Genomic DNA, 23,026 nt, shown 5'->3' on the forward strand with positions numbered 1-23,026 from the left:
CATAACTTCGGTTTTTTTTGTGATTTTCTAAACCTGTTGTGCCACTTGACGGTTTACTCTTGTATAAAAGAAATACTATGGAAGCTACCACTGTTAAGAAGACAACTAAGAAAGATTATAAAAAGCTGATTCTGGAAGGGTTTAAAAATCATGTGCTCGAACATGGTGATTTGCCTAAATCAGTATTTAAGTTTGCCAAAGATTTGAAAATGAATGAAGGGGACTTCTATACATACTTCACTTCTTTCGAGTCGATCAAATCCACCATTCTAGTAGATATTTTTGAAGAGACACTAGCTGAAATTGCCAAGCAGGGAGTTTTTGAAGGATATTCAGCACGGGAAAAATTCCTAAGTTTTCTGTTTACCTGGATAGAAGTGTTAAAAGGGAATAGATCCTATCTGCTTTGCCTTTACGAGCATAAGGCTAAATCATTCATCAATTTGCAAAAAGATGCTATGGAGTTCAAAGAAAAATTTAAAGCCTTTGCAAATGAGATAATTCTGGAAGGAAAGGAGACACAAGAAATTGCATCCCGACCGGTGATTTCAGATCGATACGATGAAGCGCTTTGGATACAGGTAGGATTTATTTTTAGATATTGGCTGGATGATAGATCCCCGAGATTTGAGAAAACCGATGCCGCTATAGAGAAATCTGTGAATCTAGGCTTTGATCTGATGGGCAAAAGTGCCCTTGATTCATTTCTTGACTTCGCAAAATTTATGTATCAGTCTAAATAATCCATGACAGATAACTTAAATGAGCAACAGGCCATTCCTGTCTCAAAGGTACAGCGTGCGGCAAAATTCATCTCTACAGGGGCAAAAGTAGGGGGGAATTATGTGAAGCATTATGCAAAAAAAATGGTGAATCCTTCAATGGATCGGGAAGAGCTCCATCAAAACAATGCTTCGGATATTTATAACTCCCTTAGCCAGCTGAAAGGATCAGCCTTAAAAGTAGCTCAGATGATGTCTATGGACAAGAATTTGATGCCTCGAGCCTATCAGGATAAGTTCACAATGGCACAGTATTCGGCTCCGCCCTTATCTTATCCTTTGGTCGTGAAGACTTTTCAGAAGTATTTCAGTAAAACACCAGACCAGATTTTTGACACCTTTACGAGATCGGCGGTGAATGCAGCCTCCATTGGACAGGTTCACCAAGCTACTATGGGGGATAAAAAACTGGCTGTAAAAATCCAATATCCAGGAATTGCCGATTCGGTGAGTTCTGATTTGAAGCTTGTAAGGCCTTTTGCTCTGAGGTTGTTAAATATGAATGAAAAGGAGCTGGATCATTATATGGCCGAAGTGGAGGAGAAGCTGCTGGAAGAAACAGATTATGTGTTGGAAGTACGCAGATCCAGGGAGATTTCCGGTGAATGCAGCCATATTCCAAATCTGAAATTCCCCTCCTATTACGACGAATTCAGTGCTGAGCGGATCATTACGATGGATTGGATCGATGGGAAGCATATGAAGGAGTGGCTGCAAACTAATCCAAGCCAAGAATCGAGAAATCAGATCGGACAGGCTCTATGGGATTTTTACCATCATCAGGTTCATAATCTCAAGCAGGTTCATGCCGATCCACACCCAGGTAATTTTATAATTCAAAAGGAAGATCAACTGGGAATTATTGACTTCGGCTGTGTGAAAGTGATCCCTGAGGATTTCTACCAGGGTTATTTTGCACTGATCAAAAAAGATCTGCTGATCAATAGCAGTGAACTGGACCAGGTGTTTTTTGACTTAGAATTTATTTCTGACAAGGATACCCCTGAGGAGCAGGAGTATTTTAAAGCTATCTTTAAGGAGATGATTTCTCTATTAGGGAAGCCTTTCCATGTAGATATGTTTGACTTCTCAGATGATGGTTTCTTTGAGAAGATCTTTGAACTCGGAGATCGTGTTTCGAATGACAAGCTATTCAAAAAATCTAATCAGGCACGAGGCTCTAAACATGGATTGTATGTAAACAGGACCTACTTTGGGTTGTATAATCTACTGAACCAGCTTCAAGCTGAAGTGGTGACTACAAAGCCGGATTGGTTAGGATAACAATAAAGTGGGAAGTGCACCGCTTCCCACTTTATTGTTGAATTAATTAGTAGAGTAAGTAATCCGGTAGATTACCCCTGCCATATCGTCTGAAACCAAAAGACTTCCGTCTTTCATTTCCTGCACATCCACCGGACGTCCCCAGGCTTCTTGGGCATCTTCATCCAACCATCCCGTGGCGAAATCTTTTTCGCCGGAGGCAGCGGAACCATCTACCTCGATGGAGGTCAGAACATAGCCTGACTTTTTGCTCCTGTTCCAAGAGCCATGCTTTGCAACAATTACCTTGTTTTGATATTCCGCAGGAAACATACTTCCTCCATAGAATCTCATGCCTAAAGGAGCTACGTGAGCACCCATTTTAGCTGCTGGAGCTACATAATCACTTGCAGGACCACCTTTGTCGCCAAATTCAGGATCTTTTACAGTTCCCTCATGCCAGTATGGATAACCGAAATGCTGGCCTGTTTCGGTGATGTGGTTCAGTTCGCAGTTTGGTACGTCGTCACCCATCATATCACGGCCGTTGTCGGTAAACCACATGTCGCCGGTCTTCGGATCCCAATCAAACCCCACTGAGTTTCTTACACCATGTGCTACGATTTCTGGGGTGGGGTTTGGTGAGGTCACATCCAATCTGGTGATGGAGGCAAAGATTTCATCTTCGGATTTGCAAATATTACAGGGTGCCCCGACAGGCACATAAAGCAGGCCATCAGGGCCAAAGGCTATAAACTTCCAACCGTGGTGCGCTTCAGTAGGGTAGCCATCGTAAACGACTTCATATTTAGGAGCATTCAGGTTGTTTTTGATGTCTTTGAACCTGATAATCCGGCTCACTTCTGCCACATAGAGATCGCCGTTTTTATATGCGACACCATTTGGCATGTTCAGATCTTCAGCAAGAATAAATTTAGTATCAGCTTTGCCGTCATCATCCTCATCAATAATCGCATAGACTTTATCTTCTTGACGGTTGCCCACGAAAACAATCCCATCTTCTGAAATTGCCATCTGCCGGGCATTTGGAATATCTGCTGCCCAGACTTCAATCTTGAAATTTTCAGGTAACTTGATTTTATCAAGTTTGACCTCTGCCAAAGCGTTACTGATATTTCGTTTATTTGCGCTGTTTGGCGTGGTAAAATTTTGAGCTTCAGCTTTTTGGTTTTTCTCACAGCCAGCCAAAAATAGGGTGATTCCTATTCCCAGGACAGTTGAAAATTTAGATAGATAGTTCATAATTGGGTGTTTCATTGATAGAGTAAGTTAAGAAACATTCAGAATGTTTGGGAATGAAAAGGTTATGAGCGGGCGAATGGTTAATTTTGCACCATGTTATCGATTAGCAATCTCTCTTACTTCATTGGCGGGCGTCCATTGTATGAAAACGCCAATTTACATATCAAACCTAAGGACAAAATTGGCCTAGTAGGCCAAAACGGTACAGGCAAATCCACTCTGTTGAAAATTATAAATGGAGACTATCAGCCTAGTTCTGGGGAGGTCCAGAAAGCCAAGGATTGTACGATTGGGTTTTTAAATCAGGATCTGCTTTCCTATCAGTCGGATGACAGCATCCTAAATGTTGCTTTGGCGGCTTTCAAGGAGACTTTGGCACTTCAGGACGAGATCGACGAGATCCTGAAAAAGATGGAGACCGATTATTCTGATGAGATGATCAATAGACTGGCATTTCTTCAGGAAAGATTCGAAGCAAATGAAGGCTACACAATCAAAGCAAAAGCCGAGGAAGTTTTGGAAGGAATTGGTTTCAAATCTGCCGATTTGGGAAAGCCACTTCGGACTTTTTCCGGAGGATGGAGAATGCGCGTAATGCTAGCCAAGCTTTTGTTGGAAAAACCTTCACTTCTAATGCTTGATGAACCTACCAACCACCTCGATCTTCCTTCCATCGAGTGGGTGGAAAACTATATGAAAAATTATGAGGGGGCGGTTATTGTCGTTTCCCATGATCAGACTTTTTTGGATAATTGTATCAGCAGTACTGTGGAAGTGGCCAGCAACACCCTGACACTTTATTCCGGCAACTACTCATTTTACAAAGAAGAGAAAAAAGAGCGGATGGAAATCCAGCAGAATGCCTATGAGAATCAGCAGCAGATGATCAAGCAGACTGAGAAATTCATCGAAAGATTCCGGGCAAAAGCTACCAAATCCAATCAGGTGCAATCAAGAATCAAAGCGCTGGATAGAATGGACCGTGTACATGAGGTAGTCAATGATGAAGTATCGGTGAATTTCAAATTTAAATTCTCCAAACAATCTGGCCGGGACGTAGTAATCTTGGATAATATATCTAAGGCTTATGGTGATAATGTCATCTTAAAAAACACTACAGCCAGAATTGAGCGAGGGGATAAAATTGCGTTGATCGGAGCAAACGGAAAAGGTAAATCCACACTGCTCAGAATTATTGATGGATCCGAAAAAAATCTGAAAGGTGAAAGAACTGAAGGCTACAATGTGATCAAATCTTTCTTTGCCCAGCATCAGCTGGAAGCTTTGACACTGGACAATGAGATACTTCAAGAAATGGCACAAGCAGGGAGTGGTAAGACTGAAATGGAGCTCCGGGGTGTGTTAGGGTGTTTTTTGTTTACCAATGAGGAGGTGTTTAAAAAAATTAAGGTGCTTTCCGGGGGAGAGAAATCCAGGGTAGCACTGGCGAAGACTCTGATTTCTGAAGCTAATTTTTTGCTGCTTGATGAACCTACTAACCACTTGGATTTCCAATCGGTGAATATTCTGATTCAGGCACTTCAGCAGTATGAAGGGACATTTGTGACGGTTTCCCACGATAGACATTTCATCAGAGGTGTAGCAAATAAGATCTGGTACATAGAGAACCATGAGATAAAGGAGTATCCGGGAACTTACGCAGAGTATGAGGCTTGGAGGGAAAAGCAAGTAGACCAAGCACCGGTACAAGCAGCTCCCAAAGCGCTGAAAAAGGAGCAACCAAAACCTAAGGCTCCTGTAAATAATCCGGAAGTTCAGCAGGCTAGGAAAGACCTTCGAAAATTGGAAGAAGAATTAGAGCGGGTGGAGAAGGAAGTGGAAAAGCTGGAAGAGAAAAAAATAGATTTGGAACGCAAAATGGCTGATCCGGAGCTGTATTCCCATGAAGAAGAAATCCAAGAAATACAGTCTTCTTACCAAAGGCTTCAGGCTAAACTTCATACCTCAAACGAGCAATGGGAGTTTTTGGTGGACAAGATCTCCAGTTTGCAGGAAGTCCTTTCCTAAAATTTTAGATTTGGTCTTCATTTTGCCTATTTTTCAGGATGAAGACCAAATCCCTTAGTATTTGTTTTTTGCTGATTATCTCAGCTGTTTTCCAGCTGTTTGCACAGCAATTGGAAGATAAAGTTTACAAAGAGCACATTCAGTCTGTTCGATTGTTTCCAGCGGGAGCAACATTTGATGCAACTATAGATGCCCCGGTAGTTCCTTTGAGAACTGGAAAACCACTTGTTCTACTTTTTGATGATCTGGCTTTCGATCCGGAATTGTACACGGCCAAACTGATTCACTGTGATTCAGATTGGCAAAAGTCTCAATTGAAGGATAATGATTTTATTCCTACATTCAACGAATTCAATATTCAGAACTATGAGTATTCTGTCAATACCCGGATACCCTACATCCATTACAGGTTTGAGCTTCCTGCCGTCACAAAGTCTGGAAATTACATCATTAAAGTCTATCGTCAGCGGGATGAATCAGATGTGATTTTGACCAGGCGGTTTATGGTCTATGAGGAACTTTTTAAAGTAGGTGCAGCGATAGTGCCCCCTTCCCAGACAGCGGATCGAAGCAATTCCCAACAGATAAACGTGGTTGTAAATTATTCAGCAGGGGAGGTGACAAATCCTGACGGACAGATCAAGGTTTACATCCGGCAAAACCAACGTTGGGACAACGCGAAGTTTTTGGCAAAACCGACGTTCATGAACGAGAGTTCGAAGATCCTGAGATATGAATCCTTTGATGGTGGAAATACATTCGATGCAGGCAATGAGTTTCGTTTCGTTGACTTGAGGTTTATTAGGGCAAACGGAGTAAATGTGGCCGATTTACGTGTGGAACCAGATGTGATTTTTGCCGATGGGACGATAGATAAGCCAAGGCCAGAGACTGCGTATTCTCAATATTTGGACCTGAATGGTCAATATTTGGTAGAAACCAAAGATCGCCCTGGGGGTAATCCTGAAATAGAAAGTGAATACATGCTAATGACTTTTAGGCTGGCAATAGAGCAAGGTTCCGATCCTGTTTATTTATTAGGTTCCTTGACTAATTGGGGAAAGTCGCCAGAGGCTAAAATGGAGTGGGATACGGACATGGGAGTTTACACTACTTCGATTTTGGCAAAGCAGGGCTGGTATGATTACCAATATGCATTTTTACAAAACGGTGAATTCGAGCCAAAATCATTTGAAGGGAGCTACTTCGAAACGGAGAATGAGTATGAAGTGCTGGTTTATTTCCGGAATCTAGGCTCGCGCTACGACCAGTTGGTGGGATATATCTATCTACATCCTAACCGCAGGAGGCTTTAAAGAAAGAATCCCTTCCAATTGAATGGAAGGGATTTTCTTATGACTCCTCTTCTGTATTAGAAGATTCATTATCTCCTTCTGCCTGTGGGGCTACATTCTCACGGATACGTTCACTTGGTTTGTAAGGAACAAATCCCTCTCTTTTGAATTTGTAAGTGGTTGTTCTAGGGCCAGGAGGGTGGTTGGCCAAATCAAGCATACCAAATCCTTTATGCGTAAATGCACCCAAGCCACATTTGAATACGAAGTCCTGAACTTCAGGTGCTGCATATAATGTAATTGGAAGTGTATAACCTCTTACTTCGTATTTCACATCCATGTCATAAACGGCATAGATTCTGGCGAATTTCTTCTGGGCTTCCTTCAGTTTGTTCACATACACCATGTCTGGCACCACCTGAAATTTGTAGAAAGTCTCCATCTGTTCGGGAGTGTACCAGCCAGATCTCTCCATTCGGGTAAGCGTAGATTCATAGAGCAAGTCAGAAAACTCGTCACTGTCAGGGCTAATGAATCGCTTCCCCGCTTCCTCATTGAAAGCAGGAGTGATCAATACTAATGGAGATATACAAACGAACTTGTTTGAGGTCTCCAATACTGGTTCTACTTCGATCTCAGTGTATTCAGGAACCATGATTAGGTTGCCAAGCTCGATTTTTGGGGTGGCAAAAACCTGCTCCAGCAGATAGTCCATGAAGTCTTCGCTCTGGGAAGACAGTACCAGGGTAACCAAACTTGAATAGTAATGCAATCCACTTCTACTCACTTTAGTCTGGCCTTTCAGACCAGAGAAATTGAAGTAGTTATAGTTGTAAAACTCTTCTCTACCACCTTTTACAATTAACCCCTTAAGGAATTGCGCCAGTATGTACTGATGGTGGAAAGGTAAATAGGAACCCTTGTTTTTTAGGGAAAATATTAGTCTAACTCTCACGGTAAATTAAAAATAAAATGAGACAATAAATAAGATAAAATTGTAACGTTTGGGGTGAATAAGCAATTACAAAATTATCACTTTTTTTTAGAAATCGTTACACATTGAATCTAAAATGCATAATGTCGCCATCTTGGACTACATATTCTTTTCCTTCAATAGCGATTTTACCATTTTCCCGACAGGCTGCTTCAGTTTTAAATTTCTGATATTCAGCCAGTTTGATAACTTCAGCTTTGATAAAACCTCTTTCGAAATCTGTATGGATTACTCCGGCAGCCGCTGGAGCTTTCCATCCTTTTTTTATAGTCCAGGCTCTAACCTCTTGAACACCAGCGGTGAAATAGGTAATAAGATTTAATAGTGAGTACGCACCACTGATCAATTTGTTCAACCCACTTTCTTCCAAACCATATTCTCCCAGAAACAATTCCTTTTCTTCAGGATCATCAAATTCAGCTATTTGAGCTTCTATAGCTGCGCAAAGGATGATTACTTCAGCATTTTCATCTTTTACTTCTTCCTTTAATTTCTCTACATATTCGTTACCGTTTTGAAGACTTTCTTCATCCACGTTCGCCACATAGATCACGGGTTTGATAGTCAACAGGTGCAAATCACGAACAGCTTCCAGATCTTCCTTGTCCACATCGACAGAACGGGCATTTTTACCACTGGTTAGCGCTTCCTTGAATTGCAAGAGCGTTTCAAGTTCTTTTTTTGCTTTGGCATCCCCGGATTTTGCGATTTTTTCTGATTTCTGGATTTTTTTATCAACTGATTCTAAATCCTTCAATTGAAGCTCGGTATCAATCACCTCTTTGTCGAAAATCGGATCTACCCCACCGGCTACATGGACGATGTTTTCATCGTCAAAGCATCGGATCACATGGATTACAGCATCTACTTCACGTATGTTAGCTAGAAATTTATTACCGAGTCCCTCGCCTTTGCTGGCTCCTTTAACAAGTCCAGCGATGTCTACAAATTCTATGACTGTCGGAAGAACCCGCTGCGGATTGACAAGTTCTTCCAGGATCTGAAGTCTCTTGTCCGGAACAGTAACTACACCCACGTTTGGCTCGATTGTGCAAAAAGGAAAATTAGCTGCTTCAGCTTTTGCACTGGAGAGGGCGTTAAACAGAGTGGATTTTCCAACGTTTGGAAGTCCTACAATGCCACATTGTAATGCCATTAATTCGTTATTTTATTTTAAATATTCTATAAGATTTATACCCCTTGTGAAACTCCAAAATGAATACTCTAAAGATGGTATAAACCGGGATGGCAAATATCATCCCGACCACGCCGGCGATTTTTGCCCCGGCAAAGATAACAACAAATATTTCAAGGGGATGCGCTTTGACAGTTTTTGAAAAAATCATGGGCTGTAGAAATATATTATCCATGATCTGGACAAGCCCGAATACAGAAAGAATCTTGATAATTAAGTAAGTTAATTCTGTGTCGGTTTCGAATGTTCCTGAGGAAATTCCGACTATGATACCAAATGTAGCCCCAAGCAAAGGCCCTGCATAGGGAATTAAATTTGCCACAGCAGCAAATAAGGCTATCGTTAAAGCGTATTCTATCCCCATGATGGTCAATCCAAAACTAGCTAAAGAGAAGATCGCAAGCATCTGGAGCAAAAGTCCCGAAAGGTAATTGGATAGTAACTTTTCTACTTTGGTAAAAGTTGCTACTGAGAGCTCAAAAAAAGGATTTGGAATGAGATTGAGCAAGTTTCTCCGCAAGAGACCATTTTCCAAAAGTAAGAAGAAACTAATAAATGCGATGGCCATGGTCCCGATAAACAGGCTGCTCGTGGTATTGATCACACCACCTATAAAGGAAGTGAAATCAAATTCTTTGATCGTTTCGATCATACTGGCTTTCAAACGACCAAATAAATACCCAGGTTGAGTCTCTAATAATTCATGTCGAAAAAGAAATCCTTCCACTCTGGTGATTGGTACTTGGATCTGCTCATAAATCCCATTTAAATCCAATTCACTTAAAATAATGATCTGATTATTGATTAGTGGAAAGAAAAGAAAACCGAGCAATACCATCAGAACAATTATTGCAGAGTAGGACAGGAGTATTGCCAGCCATCTGGGAATGTGCTGTCCTAATAAGTGGAAATCATTCAGTTGGTTAGTCAGTGGCCGTAGAAGTGCCGCCAGAATTAAAGAAATAATCAGGTACAGCGTGATATTGGAGAAATACCAGCCAAAAAGCAGAAAAACTGCAATAAATAAAATGAGATAAATGAAAAAACGCTGCATGTTCAGGAATAAGAAGAGGAGACATTTCTGTCTCCTCTAATATACTATTTCCCTAAGTTGAAACTAGAGCCATTGCTAATCAAAGTGTATTATTCCCACTTCAAATCATCGTTATATTCTGTTTCGGATTCTTCTTTCTCATATTGTTCAAAGTCCACATCAGGAAGAAGTTCGTTTTTCACATGGTCTACAGCCTCATTGAGAGCTTCAGAAAATTTGAAAAAATCTTCCTTGTAAAGGAAAATTTTATGTTTTTCGTAAGTGAAATTTTCGCCGTTTACCTTTCTCTTACTTTCGGTAATAGTCAGATAGTAATCGTTTGAGCGAGTTGATTTGACATCAAAAAAATACGTTCTCTTGCCTGCTTTTACTTTTTTAGAGAAAATTTCCTCTCTATCATAGCCTCTTTGATCGTCCACAATTCTTTATGTTATAAGTATAAGGTTGTATAAAATTCGACCTAAGATAAAACATTTAGACCCGAGAATTCAAACCATACCATTATTATTTTAATCATCCAGCTCGTTTTTAATCTAATTTGCTGAAAATCCGGTTAAAACTTCATGTTTGGGAAGGCTTATTCGCCATGCATCATTGCTTTTTTTGCCAGAAGTTCTTCTTCGGTTTCGCGATGGTCAGGGTCATCCACGCAACAGTCGACAGGGCATACCGCTGCACATTGCGGCTCCTCATGAAAGCCGTTGCATTCCGTACATTTATCTGTCACTATGTAGTAGAATTCATCTGATACTGGATCCTGCTTCTCATTTCCGTCTATGACAGTACCGTCTTCTAACGTAACTTCATTCAAACTAGTACCGCCGCCCCAAGTCCACTCTACGCCACCCTCATAGATGGCAGTGTTTGGGCATTCTGGTTCGCATGCACCACAGTTGATGCATTCGTCGGTGATCATTATAGCCATAACTTCAATTATTTAATGATCAAAAGTAACAAGCTTAGAACTGTAAGGCAATAAAAAAGTTGTCACACTAACTAATTTAATTCGATTCTAAGCACGCTTGTTTTCAAAAAGCCTAAATTTGCTACATCAATCCAATACTATGAAGCCTGAAGAACGTATATCCGCATTTGTCAATCTGGGAAAAGCTATCAGGGATCTTAGCTTCGAAGAGAAGGAAGAGCTGCTTTGGAGAGCCGAAAACAACAACAACTGGTTTACTAAAGAATCGGTAGAGTCGGCCCTTGAAGGAATTTTACATATGCTTTCTCCTGAAAAATTGGATGCTTGGCTTGCGGTTTATGAATTGGAAGAAGTGCGAAATCCCAAATCAATAGGTTTGATGTTAGCGGGAAATATACCGGCGGTAGGGTTTCATGATTTGATGTGTGTCATTTTAGCAGGACATCAGGCAGTGATCAAATTGAGTTCTTCAGATGAAGTTTTGATGAAATGGATTATTAAGAAACTGTTGGAGTTTGATTCCAGATTGGAAAAACAGGTTCTCATGCAAGAAATGCTGAAAGGAATGGATGCTTATATTGCTACAGGCAGTGATAATTCTTCAAGATATTTCAATTATTATTTTGGGAAGTATCCTCATATAATCCGCCAGAACAGGACATCAGTCGCTGTGCTTTCTGGGAGTGAGACGCAGGAAGACTATATAAATCTGGGTAGGGATATTTTCCAATATTTTGGATTGGGATGTAGAAATGTTTCCAAAGTATACCTCAAATCGAAGGATCAACTCCAAGAATTACTAGGTGCTCTGGAAGTTTATTCTGCAATTGGTTCACACCATAAATACCATAACAACTATGATTACAATAAATCCATCTACCTGGTCAATCTAGAAGAGCATTTGGATAATGGTTTTTTGCTGGTGAAAGAAAGTGAGGATTTGGTTTCCCCGATTTCCGTGTTGTATTGCGAGGTATATGAAAATGAAGCGCAGTTAAAAGGAAAGCTAAGACAGTTAGAATCTAAAATTCAATGCGTGGTAGGGAATGGGGCCGATAGAATACCTTTTGGATCCGCCCAGAATCCTGAGCCATGGGAGTACGCTGACAATGTGGATACAATGGCATTCCTTTTGGGGTTGGCCTAGGCTTGATTTAAAGCGTCAGACGAGGGTAAGCTGATACAGAATTTAGTACCTTTACCTTCTTCAGAAGTAACTTCCAGTTGCCCGCTATTTTTCTGAATGTAGTCATTTACCAATACCAGGCCGAGTCCAGTTCCGGATTCGCTGTTTTGGCCGGGAGTAGTAAATGAAATTCCATTGCGGATTTTAGACAGGTTTTCGATAGAAATTCCTTTGCCATCATCTTCAACGCAGATTCTTACGAAGCGCCCCTTATCGTGCGTAGAGATTTTGATTTTGCTGCCACGGTCAGAAAATTTAATCGCGTTGGCAATCAGATTTCGTATTACAAGTTCGATCATGTTTTTATCAGCCCATGACGAAGATTTAGCTTGAGCCTCTATTGATATTTCAATTTGCTTTTCCTTGGCTATTCTTTCCAGGATACCCTTTTGTTGGATCAGTATTTTATGAACATCAAATTCTTGAGACCTTACGGTTTCACCACCTTTGAACTGAGAACTGGACCAGGCCAGAAGATTCTCAAGTAAGAGCGCCACCTGCTCCATATTCTTGGATACCTCAGGTAGCATATCCATAAATTCTTCTACCGAGATTTCCCCTGAATTTGTCAAGTGTATCAGCTCTTTAATACCGAAGATAGGCCCCTTCAGATCATGAGAAATAATGCTAAAATATTTGTCTTTTAGATTGTTTAGCTGCTGGAGTTCAATGGCTTGTTTTTTAAGTGTCTCGTTGATTGATTTTTGTTCGGTGACATCTTCAAACAGCAAGACTAATCCATTACTTACAGATTTTTTATCTAAAAGTGGGATCGTTTCAATTAGAAAAACCTGTTCGTTTTCTCCGGATTTAATTTTGCTTTCAATACTATTGGCTTTTCCATTGGTAATTAATTCAAGGATAGCCGTATTGTTCTTGAAAATCTCTTTGGCTTTGGTTGAAACTTTTATTTTTTCAGGAAAGGTGAAATAGGATAAAAATGCCGGGTTGAAATCCACTATTTTAGTATCAGAATCTAAGACTAGAACTCCTTTAGTTATAACCTCCATTACCTTAGTTCGGGCAATAGGTTTGAGGCTGAATAGCTGGTATTTTAAAATTGCAAATCCCAATATCAAATAGGTGAGCAGAAAGGCAAAAGGAGTCAAATCAATGACTTCGAATGGTCTGAATAAGTGAGTTTGGTACAAAAAGTTGAAAACTAAGGGGAATATACCTGCAAGCAGCATTAACCTGGTTTGAGTCTTAAATAACGGGTCCGAGAACCGAAACCTCTTCCAGATGATGTAGCTGCCGAGTGTAAAGGCAAAATAAATGTATAGCAGGTTGACATAATACCAGGGACCGATTTCTATTTTGGCAGTGGGAAAAGGGCCAGAATTTATGACTGTGAATGAGCTGTAGTAGAAATGATGAAATTCATTTGTGATCACCAAGATATAAGTCAAAACAGGGATAAAAAGGATCAATGAAATGAGTAAGCCTTTTTGTTTGGATTTGTAACTGGTGTATTTCAAACTGAAAAATAGCCAAAAGGCTGCTAGGAAAGCTATCCCTAAGTACTCCAGTTTTATGAAGAACAGCATTGCTTCCTCAGTGTCCACACTGAGTTCCAAACCATAGAAAAAGCCCCAAATTGCTGCGCAAAGCATAGTAAGAGCCACCCAGCGTGTGGAGCCCTCTACTTTAAATGCAATATAAAGTGAAAGTCCCCCGACTAGTAATCCAGAAAGCAAAAGTGTGATAGAAAATGGATTGAGAATATACTCCATTAAGACTGGGCTATTAACTGTTTAAGAACACGCAATTTAAGTCATTTCAGACTTTTAAGTTTGGTTGAGGAGCAAGTCTAAAAAACAAATATAGTTATGCTCATGCCAATAGTTGTACGATAGGTTATAACACCAGCGAGTAAAGCACAACCAGCGGTGATCCGGAGTCCCGGAAATGAAGTTGATTTTTGTTCTGGAATTGGAAAAGGGAATTAGTTGTAACGTGTCGCCGGGTATTGCTGTTATTCAGAATAAGCTAAAATGGTTTTAAATTAGCAAAAAGGCTCTTTTACACTTGGGGAATGGTTACCTATTATTGGGCTAACTTCCTATATTTGCGGTCGACAAAAATCGAAACTTTTACCTAACAAAAATCCCTATACAATGGCTTTTGATATTGAAATGATCAAAAAAGTGTATGCCAGATACCCAGAACGTATCGAAGCGGCTCGTAAGGCTGTGGGGCGTCCACTTACTTTGACTGAAAAGATTCTTTATGCACACTTAACTGAGGGGGCCGCAACGCAGTCTTACACTAGAGGTGTTTCTTATGTTGATTTTCAACCCGATAGGGTTGCAATGCAAGATGCTACCGCACAGATGGCTTTACTTCAATTTATGCAGGCGGGTAAGAGTCAGGTGGCAGTACCTTCCACAGTTCACTGTGATCATTTGATTCAGGCCGAAGTGGGAGCTGTCCAGGATTTGAGCAAAGCAAAAGATAAGAATAAAGAAGTCTATGATTTCTTGGCTTCTGTTTCTAATAAATATGGATTGGGCTTCTGGAAGCCAGGCGCAGGTATTATCCATCAAGTGGTATTAGAAAACTACGCTTTTCCGGGAGGAATGATGATCGGAACTGATTCTCATACGCCAAATGCCGGTGGTTTGGGTATGGTAGCGATCGGGGTAGGTGGAGCTGATGCATGCGATGTAATGGCCGGACTTCCTTGGGAACTGAAATTCCCTAAATTAATCGGTGTAAAACTTACAGGAAAGCTCTCTGGGTGGACTTCCGCCAAAGACGTGATCTTGAAAGTGGCTGGTATTCTTACCGTAAAAGGCGGGACAGGTGCTATAGTTGAATATTTTGGAGACGGGGCCAGGTCTCTTTCTGCTACAGGAAAAGGTACAATATGTAACATGGGAGCTGAAATAGGAGCTACCACTTCGATTTTCGGTTACGACGAGAAATCTGCTGCTTATCTTAGGGCTACTGAACGGGCTGATGTGGCTGAATTGGCAAACGGAGTTGCAGAGCACCTTACAGGCGATGAGGAAGTTTATGCCAATCCGGTAACGTACTTCGATGAAGTAATCGAAATCAACCTTTCAGAATTGGAACCGCACGTGAATGGCCCCTTCACTCCTGATTTGGCTTGGCCTATTTCTAAATTTGCCGCTGCTGTCAAAGAAAATGGCTGGCCGGCAAAATTGGAAGTCGGTTTGATTGGATCTTGTACCAATTCATCTTATGAGGATATTTCCAGAGCTGCTTCCCTTGCGCAGCAGGCAGTAGATAAAAAACTAGTTGCTAAGTCTGAGTATACCATAACTCCAGGATCAGAGCAGGTTAGATTTACTGTTGACCGTGATGGTTTCTTGGATACTTTTGGCCAGATGGGGGGCGTGGTTCTTGCCAACGCCTGTGGGCCTTGCATCGGGCAATGGGCCCGCCATGGAGCTGAAAAGCAAGAAAAAAACTCCATTATCACTTCTTTCAACAGAAACTTTGCAAAGCGTGCTGATGGTAATCCAAATACCCACTCGTTCGTAGCCTCTCCCGAAATCGTGACAGCATTAGCCATCGCCGGTGATTTGACTTTCAATCCAATGACTGATAGCTTAATCAACGAAGAGGGTGTTGCAGTGAAATTGGATGAGCCTAGTGGGCTAGAGCTTCCAACAATTGGTTTTGCGGTTGAGGATGCTGGATATCAGCAGCCTGCAGAAGATGGTTCTAATGTATCCGTGGCTGTAAGCCCAACTTCTGATCGTCTACAGTTGTTGGATTCCTTTAAGCCCTGGGAAGGGATAGATCTAAAAGGACTAAAACTTCTGATCAAAGCAAAAGGCAAGTGTACAACGGATCACATTTCGATGGCTGGCCCTTGGCTGAGATTCAGGGGGCATTTGGATAATATTTCTAATAATATGCTCATCGGAGCTGTGAATGCCTACACGGATGCTACAAACTCTGTGAAGAACCAATTGACAGGGGTATATGGTGAAGTGCCGGCAACTCAACGCGATTATAAGGCAAATGGTATAGGATCGATAGTGGTAGGCGATGAAAACTACGGTGAAGGATCTTCTAGAGAACATGCAGCAATGGAGCCTCGTTTTCTAGGCGTACGTGCTATACTTGTGAAATCATTTGCCAGAATCCACGAAACAAACCTGAAGAAGCAAGGTATGCTGGGATTGACATTTGCCAATCCTGCTGACTATGATTTGGTCCAGGAAGATGATTCAATTGATATTGTTGGTCTTACTTCATTTGCACCAGGAAAGCAGCTGCAAGTGGTGTTGAACCACGCAGATGGATCCTCTGATACTATCCAGGTGAACCATACCTACAATGAAGGTCAAATAGAATGGTTTAAAGCAGGGTCCGCTCTTAATTTGATCAAAGCAAAGGCTTAATAATTGGAATTTAGTTAAAAACCGTAACGTCAATGTTACGGTTTTTTTTTGCCTAATTTTTTTCCGGAGAACCGCTTTAATGGATAAATCAAAGTTCCGATGAAAGGTTTACTTCTTGTGGAACTTCAAGATTGGCTAGATTTTTTTTCATAAAAATATATTTATAAACCATAAAACTTGATATGAAATACAAATTGATGTATGTTTGTGCGGTTGATGGATGATTGTCCGAGTTATTATCTTATTAAAGACCATAACGTAATCAAAGCAAGCACTATTTTTATGCAGGAAAAGGGAATTAATAGCACTTTTAAGAAACTTATTTACGAGTCTTCAGAGATGGTGTTTCTTGCTGATGATACCTTTCCATACCCTATTTTTTATTCCAACCGTTCCTTTGAAGAACAGATCGGAGCAAGTCTACCCGATAGAAGCCTTGTTGGATTAGGACTCGATAGCAGCAGTTTTATTTTCAAAGAAGAAATTAACTTAAGTTATAGAGGAAATGACTATGACTTCAGTCTTGATCTTCCTCAAGACAGTTCAACCAACTACTTTTTATTCCATAAAGGCAAAAAAATCAGAAGCCAAAGCCTTCCTACCAAAAAGGAATTTCAACAGTTTTTAATGGAGTCTCCGGACGCTCAATTGATACTGAAGCCCGATGGTGAGATTTTTCTTTGCAATAAGGAAGCTCTAAAACTTTTTGGATATACTGAGAACGGGGAATTAAACCATCTCAGCGAATTGGAGAAATTATTTGATGATCCTCATCAATGGGGAAATTGGATTGATGCAGCTATAGGGGAACCGCTCACTCATAGATTCACATCCACGCTGATCAGCGAATTTGGAGAGCAGCTTGCACTTGAAATTGTTACAAAGCAACTTATCGTTGATGATATTCAGTACGTAATCCTATCATTCAAAAATATCTCTGAGAAAATCAACCTGGAAAGAGAGTTGAAGGATAGTAGTAGTTTTTTGATGAACCTTACAGAGCAAGTACCTGGTGGTTTGTACCAACTTCTATTGGATAATGAAGGGAAAATGAGCTTTTCCTTTCTCTCAAAGGGTATTGCACAAGTAGTGGGGTTGAAGCCTGAGGAGCTAGCGGATTTTACAGACATCTCTATGCTTTTATCCCGGGTACATCCAATGGATTTGCCCCAGGTGATAATGAGCTCTATCGCTTCAGCAAGGAAAGTGGAGCCGTGGCAATGTCAATTCAGAGTTAAGTCGGATCTTAATTTTGACGAATATCGATGGATACTAGGAGCAGCCAGACCGCAGGTCCTTTCAAATGGAAATATGGTGTGGTACGGATACTTGACAGATATTAGCAGGCAGAAAGAGTTTGAGGCTAAATTGGATGAATCCAGAAAAGCGGCAGAAAAGGCAAATCAAATTAAATCTGATTTCCTTTCCATGATTAGCCATGAGCTTCGTACTCCTCTCAATGCAATCTCGGGTTCTGTATATTCCTTACTTCAGGATGGGCCTTTAGCACATCAAAGGCCAGAATTGGATACGATTAATTACGCGGTGGATAACCTGATCATTATGATCAATGATTTATTGGACTTTCAGAAAATTGAGGCTGGAAAACTGGCTATTGAAAGCACCCCTTTTCACCTAAGTTCATTGTGTAATCAAATAATCAAAGGCTTATCATCCCATGCCAGAGAAAGTAAAAACAGGTTAGATGTCACCTTGTCTAAGGGATTGGATATAACAGTTTACGGAGATAAAACCCGTCTTTCACAAGTTCTGAATAACCTGATCACCAATGCACTTAAATTTACTATTGAAGGAGAGGTCAACGTTAAAATTGAATTACGTCGAAGTTCTGATGGTAAAGCCAAGGTATATTTTGAAGTAAAAGACAACGGGATTGGTATAGCAAAAGAGCATCAGGAACGGATTTTTAACAATTTCGATCAGGTAAGGCCGACTTTCAGTCCGAAATATGGAGGAACAGGACTAGGGTTATCTATTACAAGAAAGCTATTAAACCTAATGGGAGGTGAAATAGGACTTCAATCTGAGCTAAATGAAGGAAGTAGGTTTTTCTTCGAGCTGGAATTTGATATAGCAGAAATGAAGCTAAATAATCATGCCCGCCCTACGGAATACTCAAATCAATCTTCCCCGCTTCACTTTCTTATGGCTGAGGATAATAATGTAAATGCCTTAGTCTTGGGAAAAATATTAAATAAATGGGGCTTTACGTTTGAGCGCGTTTTAAATGGAGTAGAGGCTGTGAACGCAGTGAAACAAACAAATTTCGATTGCATTTTGATGGATATACAAATGCCAGAAATGAACGGCTTTGAGGCTACCCTGGAAATCAAAAAAATATCTGAAGTTCCGATTATTGCCCTTTCTGCAGCAGCAAAAACCGAAATCAAAGACCGGATAGAGGAATGTGATTTTGACGGTTTTATAGCTAAACCGATTGATGCTTCTGAATTACAAAAAATAATCCGAGAAGTGATTTTCGAAAAAAATCAGAGCGCCTGAGCTTTAGCTAAGTATTCCTTCACCAGGTCCATGTCAGGATAATTCTGGTTCAATTCTACCAGATATTGTAAAGCAGAAGCCTTATCACCTTGCATTACATAGTATATGCCTTTGTTTCTTAGGGCAAAAGGATTCTTTGAATCCATCTTTATGCTCTGATTGATCAGGTCAAGCCCTTTTTGCTGATGGCCCAGAAAGAGCAGATATAAGCCTTTGTTATTGTAGAAATAAGCATGGCTCTTATCCAGGGAAATCGCTTTTTCTACCGAGTTTAAAGCCTCTTCATAATTTTGCTCATCAAAATAAATCATGGATCTCAGATTATGAAGGTTCGGTTCCAAGGGATTGATGTCCATTGCTTGATTTAAAAGTTTTGTCGCATTTTCAAAATCTTTCTGATAATAAAGTATCGTCGCTTGGTTAACCAATAAGTCAGAATTCTCCGGATCGAGTTTAAATGCAGTTTCAAATGCTGTTAGAGCTTCGGGAAATTGCTTAAGCCTTTCGGCTACTAAACCAGTTAGAAAGTAGCTTTTCCAGTTCTGATCCTCAAGAAGAGTCAGCTTGAGTGCGTCTTCCCGTGCCTTGTAAAATTCACCATTGTCGAGGTAATTCAACCCCCTTTGGAAAATAGCATCGTAATAATCCGGGTTATATTGAATTGCAAGACTTAAATCCTGGATGCTTTCAGTAAGTTGATTTAGTTGAAGGTGGGCAAGTGCTTTATTATAATATGCGTCGGCGTAAGTGGAATCCATTTCAAGTGCTTCACCGTAAAATCCCATTGCACTTTTTGGGTCGTTTTCCTCCATCTTTTCATTCCCTTTCAAAAGAAAGCGCCCTTTCTTATTCTCGTCAGAATCACAGGAAAATCCCACCCCGATAGCAATCAGGACTAAAAGTGTTCTAATCATTTTTTTCATTTTCTATCTCTTCAGATTCCTTTAGCTGTGCTTCCTTTTTCTCTTCTTCTTTTTCCTCTCCGAGTAATAAAGCAAATGGTCTTGTGGAATCGCTCAAATCAAATATTTCACGTAGAATTGCCATGGTAGGAATGACCAGAATCATCCCTGCCACTCCCCAAATTGTGCCACCTATTATCAATCCCAAAAAAGTGATGAAGGCATTGAGGTTTACATTCCCTCCTACAATTTTCGGAGTAAGGAAGTTTCCTTCTATCATTTGTATGACCTGATAACTGACCAGAACTCCCGCCGGATAAAATAAACTATCCTTAGTAAGGAAGGAGTAAGTCATTGGCAGCATTGCTCCGAAAAAAGGGCCCACGTACGGAATAATATTCAACATTGCTCCAAGCGTTCCGAAAAATACCGCATGCTTAATTCCCAATAATGAAAAGGCAGTAATGTTAAGGATAGCCAGGATGCCCATGACTTTGACTACGCCTATAATATAATTTAGGATCACCTTTCGGAGATTGACAATTCGCATTTTTACCAGCTCTGGATCCTTGTCTTTGTAGATATGGATAATCACATTGGTCAGATGGTTCCTATAGAGAAGAAAGAAAAACATAAAGACAGGAATCAAAACCAGTCCAGTAAGTGAACCAACGGTTTTCAATGCGAAATCACCTATACTAGAACTGTTCTCAGTTAGCAGGTTTTTCAGGTAGTCAGTATTGGCTTTTTCAGCTATAGCTGCATCAATGGAAAATGTATTCATTACCCATTGATCAATATCTTCTGCATAGTTTATAAGTCTTCCAGATACGTCATCGAAGTCTTTTGTGAAATTCGCCACATTTCCAATGATGAAAGTTAACAGTCCGCCCACTAATGCAGTCATCAATAACAGAGAAATGACGCAGGAAAGTATTCTTGGGATTTTCTTTGATTCTAGCCAAATCGAAAGAGGGGTAAACAAAATTGCGAAAAAGCCTCCCATAAATAAGGGGACAAGAAGGCTTTTTCCAATGATCAGAAAAAACACCAGCACAATAATAAAGATCATTACGGTGAGAGCCCGCAAATAGGGAGGAAGTTTAAAGCCTTGATTTTCCATTGAGAGTTGGGTTACTTAGTCAAAGAACTCTATTTTGTAGATGCTCTTGAGCAAAGAAAGAGAATTATTCTGAAATCAATCCTGCGCGCTTTAATAAAGCATCATGCTTGGGATCTCTACCCCGAAAGCGCTTGTAAAGGATCGAAGGATGCTCACTTCCGCCAGCCGAAAGAATGTTTTTAACAAATGAATCTGCAGTAGCTTTATCAAAAACGCCTTTTTCCTGGAACAATTCGAATGCATCAGCATCCAAAACTTCCGCCCATTTGTAGCTATAATATCCAGCTGAGTACCCCCCTTGAAAAATATGGGAAAACGAAGTGCTCATCAAGGTTCCCGGTACTTTTGGAAACAAATCAGTAGGATTCATGACCTCTTCTTCAAATGCTGCAATGTCTGATATAGCACTTGGGTTCTTGCTATGGTATGCCATGTCCAATAAACCAAAACTGATTTGTCTCAACGTTTGATAGCCTTGCTGGAAATTAGAAGCCTTTTTGATCTTTTCGATTAGATCCTCAGGAATTTTTTCGCCTGTTTTATAATGCTTTGCAAATAGATCCAAACATTCCTTTTCGTAGCACCAGTTTTCAAAAATCTGAGATGGTAATTCCACGAAATCCCAAAATACACTCGTTCCAGAAAGTGATTCGTAGTGTCCTTTTGCCATCATACCATGTAGTGCGTGGCCAAATTCATGAAAAAGAGTGGTGACTTCATTGAAGGTCAGAAGACTTGGTTTTGACTTGGTGGGTTTGGTGAAATTGCAGACGATAGACACGTGAGGTCGGATATCCTGCCCTCCTTGGATGCTCTGGCTTCTATAGCTTGTCATCCAAGCTCCGTTTCTTTTACCTACTCGAGGGAAAAAATCTGCATAGAAGACAGAGAGATGATTTCCGTCCTTATCTTTCACTTCATAAGCAGTCACATCCTTATGGTATAAAGGGATTTCGGCTACCGGAGTAAAGGTAATTCCATAGAGTTTCTCGGCTGTTTGGAATACACCGTCTATAACCTTTTCCAATTGAAAATATGGCCTGAGGAGCTCGTCATCAAGCGCGTATTTTTCTTTTTTCAAAAGTTCTGAGTAATAGGCGAAATCCCACTTTTCTAACTTTTCAAGGCCATCTAGTTCTTTTGCAAACGCTTCTAGCTCATTGAGCTCGGCTATCCCTTTAGGTTTTGCTTTTTCAAGCAAAGAATTCAAAAAGGAGATGACCTGCTCGGGATTTTTAGCCATACGCTCTTCAAGTACAAAATCAGCATGGCTTTTATAACCCAACAGCACGGCGCGATCATGGCGGAGGTTTAAGATTTCTTTAATGGTTTCCTGATTGTCAAGTTCATCTCCTTTGGAACATTTGGTGCCATTGGCCATAAAGAGCGTCTTGCGTAGCATTCGGTTTGCAGCATAAGTCATGGCAGGGATATAGCTGGGATAGTCCAGCGTAAAGGCCCATTTCTTAGGCTCTCCTTTTTCTTCTGCAATTTGTGCTGCTGCTTCTTTTATTCCCTCCGGCAGCCCTTCGAGATCGGTCTCCTGATCTACGAAATGCACAAATTTATTAGTCTCAGCCAGTACGTTCTCACCAAATTTTAAGGATTCTTGTGCTAATTGCTGATCTATTTTCCTAAGTTGATCTGCTTTCTCACCAGAGAGTTTGGCTCCGTTTCTGATGAAAGATTTATAAGTTTTCTCTAGTAAAGTGGATTGCTCGGGAGTTAATTCTAAGTGATCTTTTTGTTCAAAGACCTGAGAAACTTTTTTGAAAAGATCTTGGTCAAGTAGAATGTCATTGCCATGCTCGGTAAGGAGAGGAGAAATTTCTCTTGCCAAAGATTGGATCTCCTCATTAGTCTCCGCGGAATTTAAATTGAAAAATATCCCTGCAACAATACTAAGTCTCTTACCAGCTCCATCCAGTGCTTCTATTGTGTTCTCAAAAGTAGGAAATGCTTCAGATTTAATCTTTGAAATATCCTGCTTCGCTTCTGATATTGAGGATTTTATTGCAGGGAGAAAATGAATTGGAGTGATTTGATCGAAAGGTGCAGTAGTAAAAGGAGTGGCGAAATCCGCCAATAGTGGGTTATTCATAACTATAAAATCG

General features: G+C 40.5%; 17 protein-coding genes. 7 read left to right on the forward strand and 10 right to left on the reverse strand.

Translation table 11 applies throughout. The annotated features are described in order from the left end of the window. The first annotated feature begins 77 nt into the window (after nucleotides 1-77). Both AS141_RS22825 and AS141_RS22830 read left to right on the forward strand, forming a co-directional pair. Nucleotides 78-743, forward strand: coding sequence for a TetR family transcriptional regulator C-terminal domain-containing protein (locus AS141_RS22825; protein WP_057940027.1), 666 nt, complete (start codon nucleotides 78-80; stop codon nucleotides 741-743). Between the two features lie 3 nt (nucleotides 744-746). Continuing rightward, entirely contained in the window at nucleotides 747-2,066 is a 1,320-nt protein-coding gene (locus tag AS141_RS22830) for an ABC1 kinase family protein (protein ID WP_057940028.1), read from the forward strand. A gap of 42 nt (nucleotides 2,067-2,108) precedes the next feature. On the opposite strand, the gene AS141_RS22835 is transcribed toward AS141_RS22830, so the two are convergent. Beyond that, nucleotides 2,109-3,308, reverse strand: a complete 1,200-nt coding sequence (locus tag AS141_RS22835; RefSeq protein ID WP_057940029.1) for a PQQ-dependent sugar dehydrogenase — start codon at nucleotides 3,306-3,308, stop codon at nucleotides 2,109-2,111. 93 nt (nucleotides 3,309-3,401) lie between these two features. Here AS141_RS22835 and abc-f point away from each other — a divergent pair, with 93 nt between their 5' ends. Together abc-f and AS141_RS22845 are read left to right on the forward strand one after the other, a co-directional pair. Continuing rightward, nucleotides 3,402-5,336 (forward strand): ribosomal protection-like ABC-F family protein, encoded by a 1,935-nt coding sequence (gene abc-f, locus AS141_RS22840; protein ID WP_057940030.1) that lies wholly within the window; start codon nucleotides 3,402-3,404, stop codon nucleotides 5,334-5,336. Between the two features lie 38 nt (nucleotides 5,337-5,374). After that, the gene (locus AS141_RS22845) at nucleotides 5,375-6,652 is read left to right on the forward strand and encodes a type IX secretion system plug protein (protein ID WP_057940031.1); all 1,278 of its coding nucleotides are present in this window, start codon (nucleotides 5,375-5,377) and stop codon (nucleotides 6,650-6,652) included. Between the two features lie 37 nt (nucleotides 6,653-6,689). Here the strand turns inward: AS141_RS22845 and cas6 are convergent, their stop codons facing one another. The 5 genes from cas6 to AS141_RS22870 form a co-directional block, all read right to left on the reverse strand. Continuing rightward, nucleotides 6,690-7,586 carry a CRISPR-associated endoribonuclease Cas6 gene (cas6, locus tag AS141_RS22850; protein ID WP_057940032.1) on the reverse strand — a complete coding sequence of 299 codons (897 nt, stop codon included), beginning with the start codon at nucleotides 7,584-7,586 and terminating at the stop codon, nucleotides 6,690-6,692. A 97-nt stretch (nucleotides 7,587-7,683) separates the two neighbouring features. Next, nucleotides 7,684-8,781: a redox-regulated ATPase YchF gene (gene ychF, locus AS141_RS22855; RefSeq protein WP_057940033.1), complete on the reverse strand. Its 1,098-nt coding sequence runs from the start codon at nucleotides 8,779-8,781 to the stop codon at nucleotides 7,684-7,686. A 7-nt stretch (nucleotides 8,782-8,788) separates the two neighbouring features. Beyond that, a complete protein-coding gene (locus AS141_RS22860) occupies nucleotides 8,789-9,874 on the reverse strand; it encodes an AI-2E family transporter (protein WP_057940034.1) in 1,086 nt (361 codons plus the stop codon). An 89-nt stretch (nucleotides 9,875-9,963) separates the two neighbouring features. Further along, nucleotides 9,964-10,293, reverse strand: a complete 330-nt coding sequence (locus AS141_RS22865; protein ID WP_057940035.1) for a DUF3276 family protein — start codon at nucleotides 10,291-10,293, stop codon at nucleotides 9,964-9,966. Nucleotides 10,294-10,451: 158 nt separating this feature from the next. Then, complete coding sequence (locus AS141_RS22870) at nucleotides 10,452-10,799, reverse strand: 4Fe-4S dicluster domain-containing protein (RefSeq protein ID WP_057940036.1); 348 nt, start codon at nucleotides 10,797-10,799, stop codon at nucleotides 10,452-10,454. 139 nt (nucleotides 10,800-10,938) lie between these two features. Between AS141_RS22870 and AS141_RS22875 the strand changes: the two genes are divergently transcribed. Then, nucleotides 10,939-11,946 carry an acyl-CoA reductase gene (locus AS141_RS22875; protein ID WP_057940037.1) on the forward strand — a complete coding sequence of 336 codons (1,008 nt, stop codon included), beginning with the start codon at nucleotides 10,939-10,941 and terminating at the stop codon, nucleotides 11,944-11,946. Here AS141_RS22875 and AS141_RS22880 read toward each other — a convergent pair. Further along, nucleotides 11,943-13,718: a sensor histidine kinase gene (locus AS141_RS22880; RefSeq protein WP_057940038.1), complete on the reverse strand. Its 1,776-nt coding sequence runs from the start codon at nucleotides 13,716-13,718 to the stop codon at nucleotides 11,943-11,945. The two genes, AS141_RS22875 and AS141_RS22880, sit on opposite strands and share 4 nt — an antisense overlap. Before the next feature lie 384 nt (nucleotides 13,719-14,102). Here AS141_RS22880 and AS141_RS22885 point away from each other — a divergent pair, with 384 nt between their 5' ends. Next, entirely contained in the window at nucleotides 14,103-16,364 is a 2,262-nt protein-coding gene (locus AS141_RS22885) for an aconitate hydratase (protein ID WP_057940039.1), read from the forward strand. Nucleotides 16,365-16,646: 282 nt separating this feature from the next. Continuing rightward, a complete protein-coding gene (locus tag AS141_RS22890; RefSeq protein ID WP_082632397.1) occupies nucleotides 16,647-18,887 on the forward strand; it encodes a PAS domain-containing hybrid sensor histidine kinase/response regulator in 2,241 nt (746 codons plus the stop codon). On the opposite strand, the gene AS141_RS22895 is transcribed toward AS141_RS22890, so the two are convergent. The 3 genes from AS141_RS22895 to AS141_RS22905 all read right to left on the reverse strand — a co-directional run bounded on the left by AS141_RS22895 (nucleotide 18,875) and on the right by AS141_RS22905 (nucleotide 23,013). Next, complete coding sequence (locus AS141_RS22895) at nucleotides 18,875-19,801, reverse strand: tetratricopeptide repeat protein (protein ID WP_087149459.1); 927 nt, start codon at nucleotides 19,799-19,801, stop codon at nucleotides 18,875-18,877. The genes AS141_RS22890 and AS141_RS22895 overlap by 13 nt on opposite strands. Beyond that, nucleotides 19,794-20,912, reverse strand: coding sequence for an AI-2E family transporter (locus AS141_RS22900; RefSeq protein WP_057940042.1), 1,119 nt, complete (start codon nucleotides 20,910-20,912; stop codon nucleotides 19,794-19,796). Before AS141_RS22900 ends, AS141_RS22895 begins: the two co-directional genes overlap by 8 nt. Nucleotides 20,913-20,976: 64 nt before the next feature. After that, the gene (locus AS141_RS22905; RefSeq protein ID WP_057940043.1) at nucleotides 20,977-23,013 is read right to left on the reverse strand and encodes a M3 family metallopeptidase; all 2,037 of its coding nucleotides are present in this window, start codon (nucleotides 23,011-23,013) and stop codon (nucleotides 20,977-20,979) included. Nucleotides 23,014-23,026: the final 13 nt, after the last annotated feature.

Origin of the sequence: Algoriphagus resistens (assembly GCF_001442615.1) — a bacterium.
Lineage (GTDB): Bacteria > Bacteroidota > Bacteroidia > Cytophagales > Cyclobacteriaceae > Algoriphagus > Algoriphagus resistens.

What these genes read in the sequence shown, in the direction of transcription:
- AS141_RS22825 (WP_057940027.1), top strand. Translation starts at nt 78, where the DNA reads ATGGAAGCTACCACTGTTAAGAAGACAACTAAGAAAGATTATAAAAAG.
- AS141_RS22830 (WP_057940028.1), top strand. Translation starts at nt 747, where the DNA reads ATGACAGATAACTTAAATGAGCAACAGGCCATTCCTGTCTCAAAGGTA.
- AS141_RS22835 (WP_057940029.1), bottom strand. Translation starts at nt 3,308, where the DNA reads ATGAACTATCTATCTAAATTTTCAACTGTCCTGGGAATAGGAATCACC.
- abc-f (WP_057940030.1), top strand. Translation starts at nt 3,402, where the DNA reads ATGTTATCGATTAGCAATCTCTCTTACTTCATTGGCGGGCGTCCATTG.
- AS141_RS22845 (WP_057940031.1), top strand. Translation starts at nt 5,375, where the DNA reads ATGAAGACCAAATCCCTTAGTATTTGTTTTTTGCTGATTATCTCAGCT.
- ychF (WP_057940033.1), bottom strand. Translation starts at nt 8,781, where the DNA reads ATGGCATTACAATGTGGCATTGTAGGACTTCCAAACGTTGGAAAATCC.
- AS141_RS22860 (WP_057940034.1), bottom strand. Translation starts at nt 9,874, where the DNA reads ATGCAGCGTTTTTTCATTTATCTCATTTTATTTATTGCAGTTTTTCTG.
- AS141_RS22870 (WP_057940036.1), bottom strand. Translation starts at nt 10,799, where the DNA reads ATGGCTATAATGATCACCGACGAATGCATCAACTGTGGTGCATGCGAA.
- AS141_RS22875 (WP_057940037.1), top strand. Translation starts at nt 10,939, where the DNA reads ATGAAGCCTGAAGAACGTATATCCGCATTTGTCAATCTGGGAAAAGCT.
- AS141_RS22880 (WP_057940038.1), bottom strand. Translation starts at nt 13,718, where the DNA reads ATGGAGTATATTCTCAATCCATTTTCTATCACACTTTTGCTTTCTGGA.
- AS141_RS22885 (WP_057940039.1), top strand. Translation starts at nt 14,103, where the DNA reads ATGGCTTTTGATATTGAAATGATCAAAAAAGTGTATGCCAGATACCCA.
- AS141_RS22890 (WP_082632397.1), top strand. Translation starts at nt 16,647, where the DNA reads ATGCAGGAAAAGGGAATTAATAGCACTTTTAAGAAACTTATTTACGAG.
- AS141_RS22895 (WP_087149459.1), bottom strand. Translation starts at nt 19,801, where the DNA reads ATGATTAGAACACTTTTAGTCCTGATTGCTATCGGGGTGGGATTTTCC.
- AS141_RS22900 (WP_057940042.1), bottom strand. Translation starts at nt 20,912, where the DNA reads ATGGAAAATCAAGGCTTTAAACTTCCTCCCTATTTGCGGGCTCTCACC.
- AS141_RS22905 (WP_057940043.1), bottom strand. Translation starts at nt 23,013, where the DNA reads ATGAATAACCCACTATTGGCGGATTTCGCCACTCCTTTTACTACTGCA.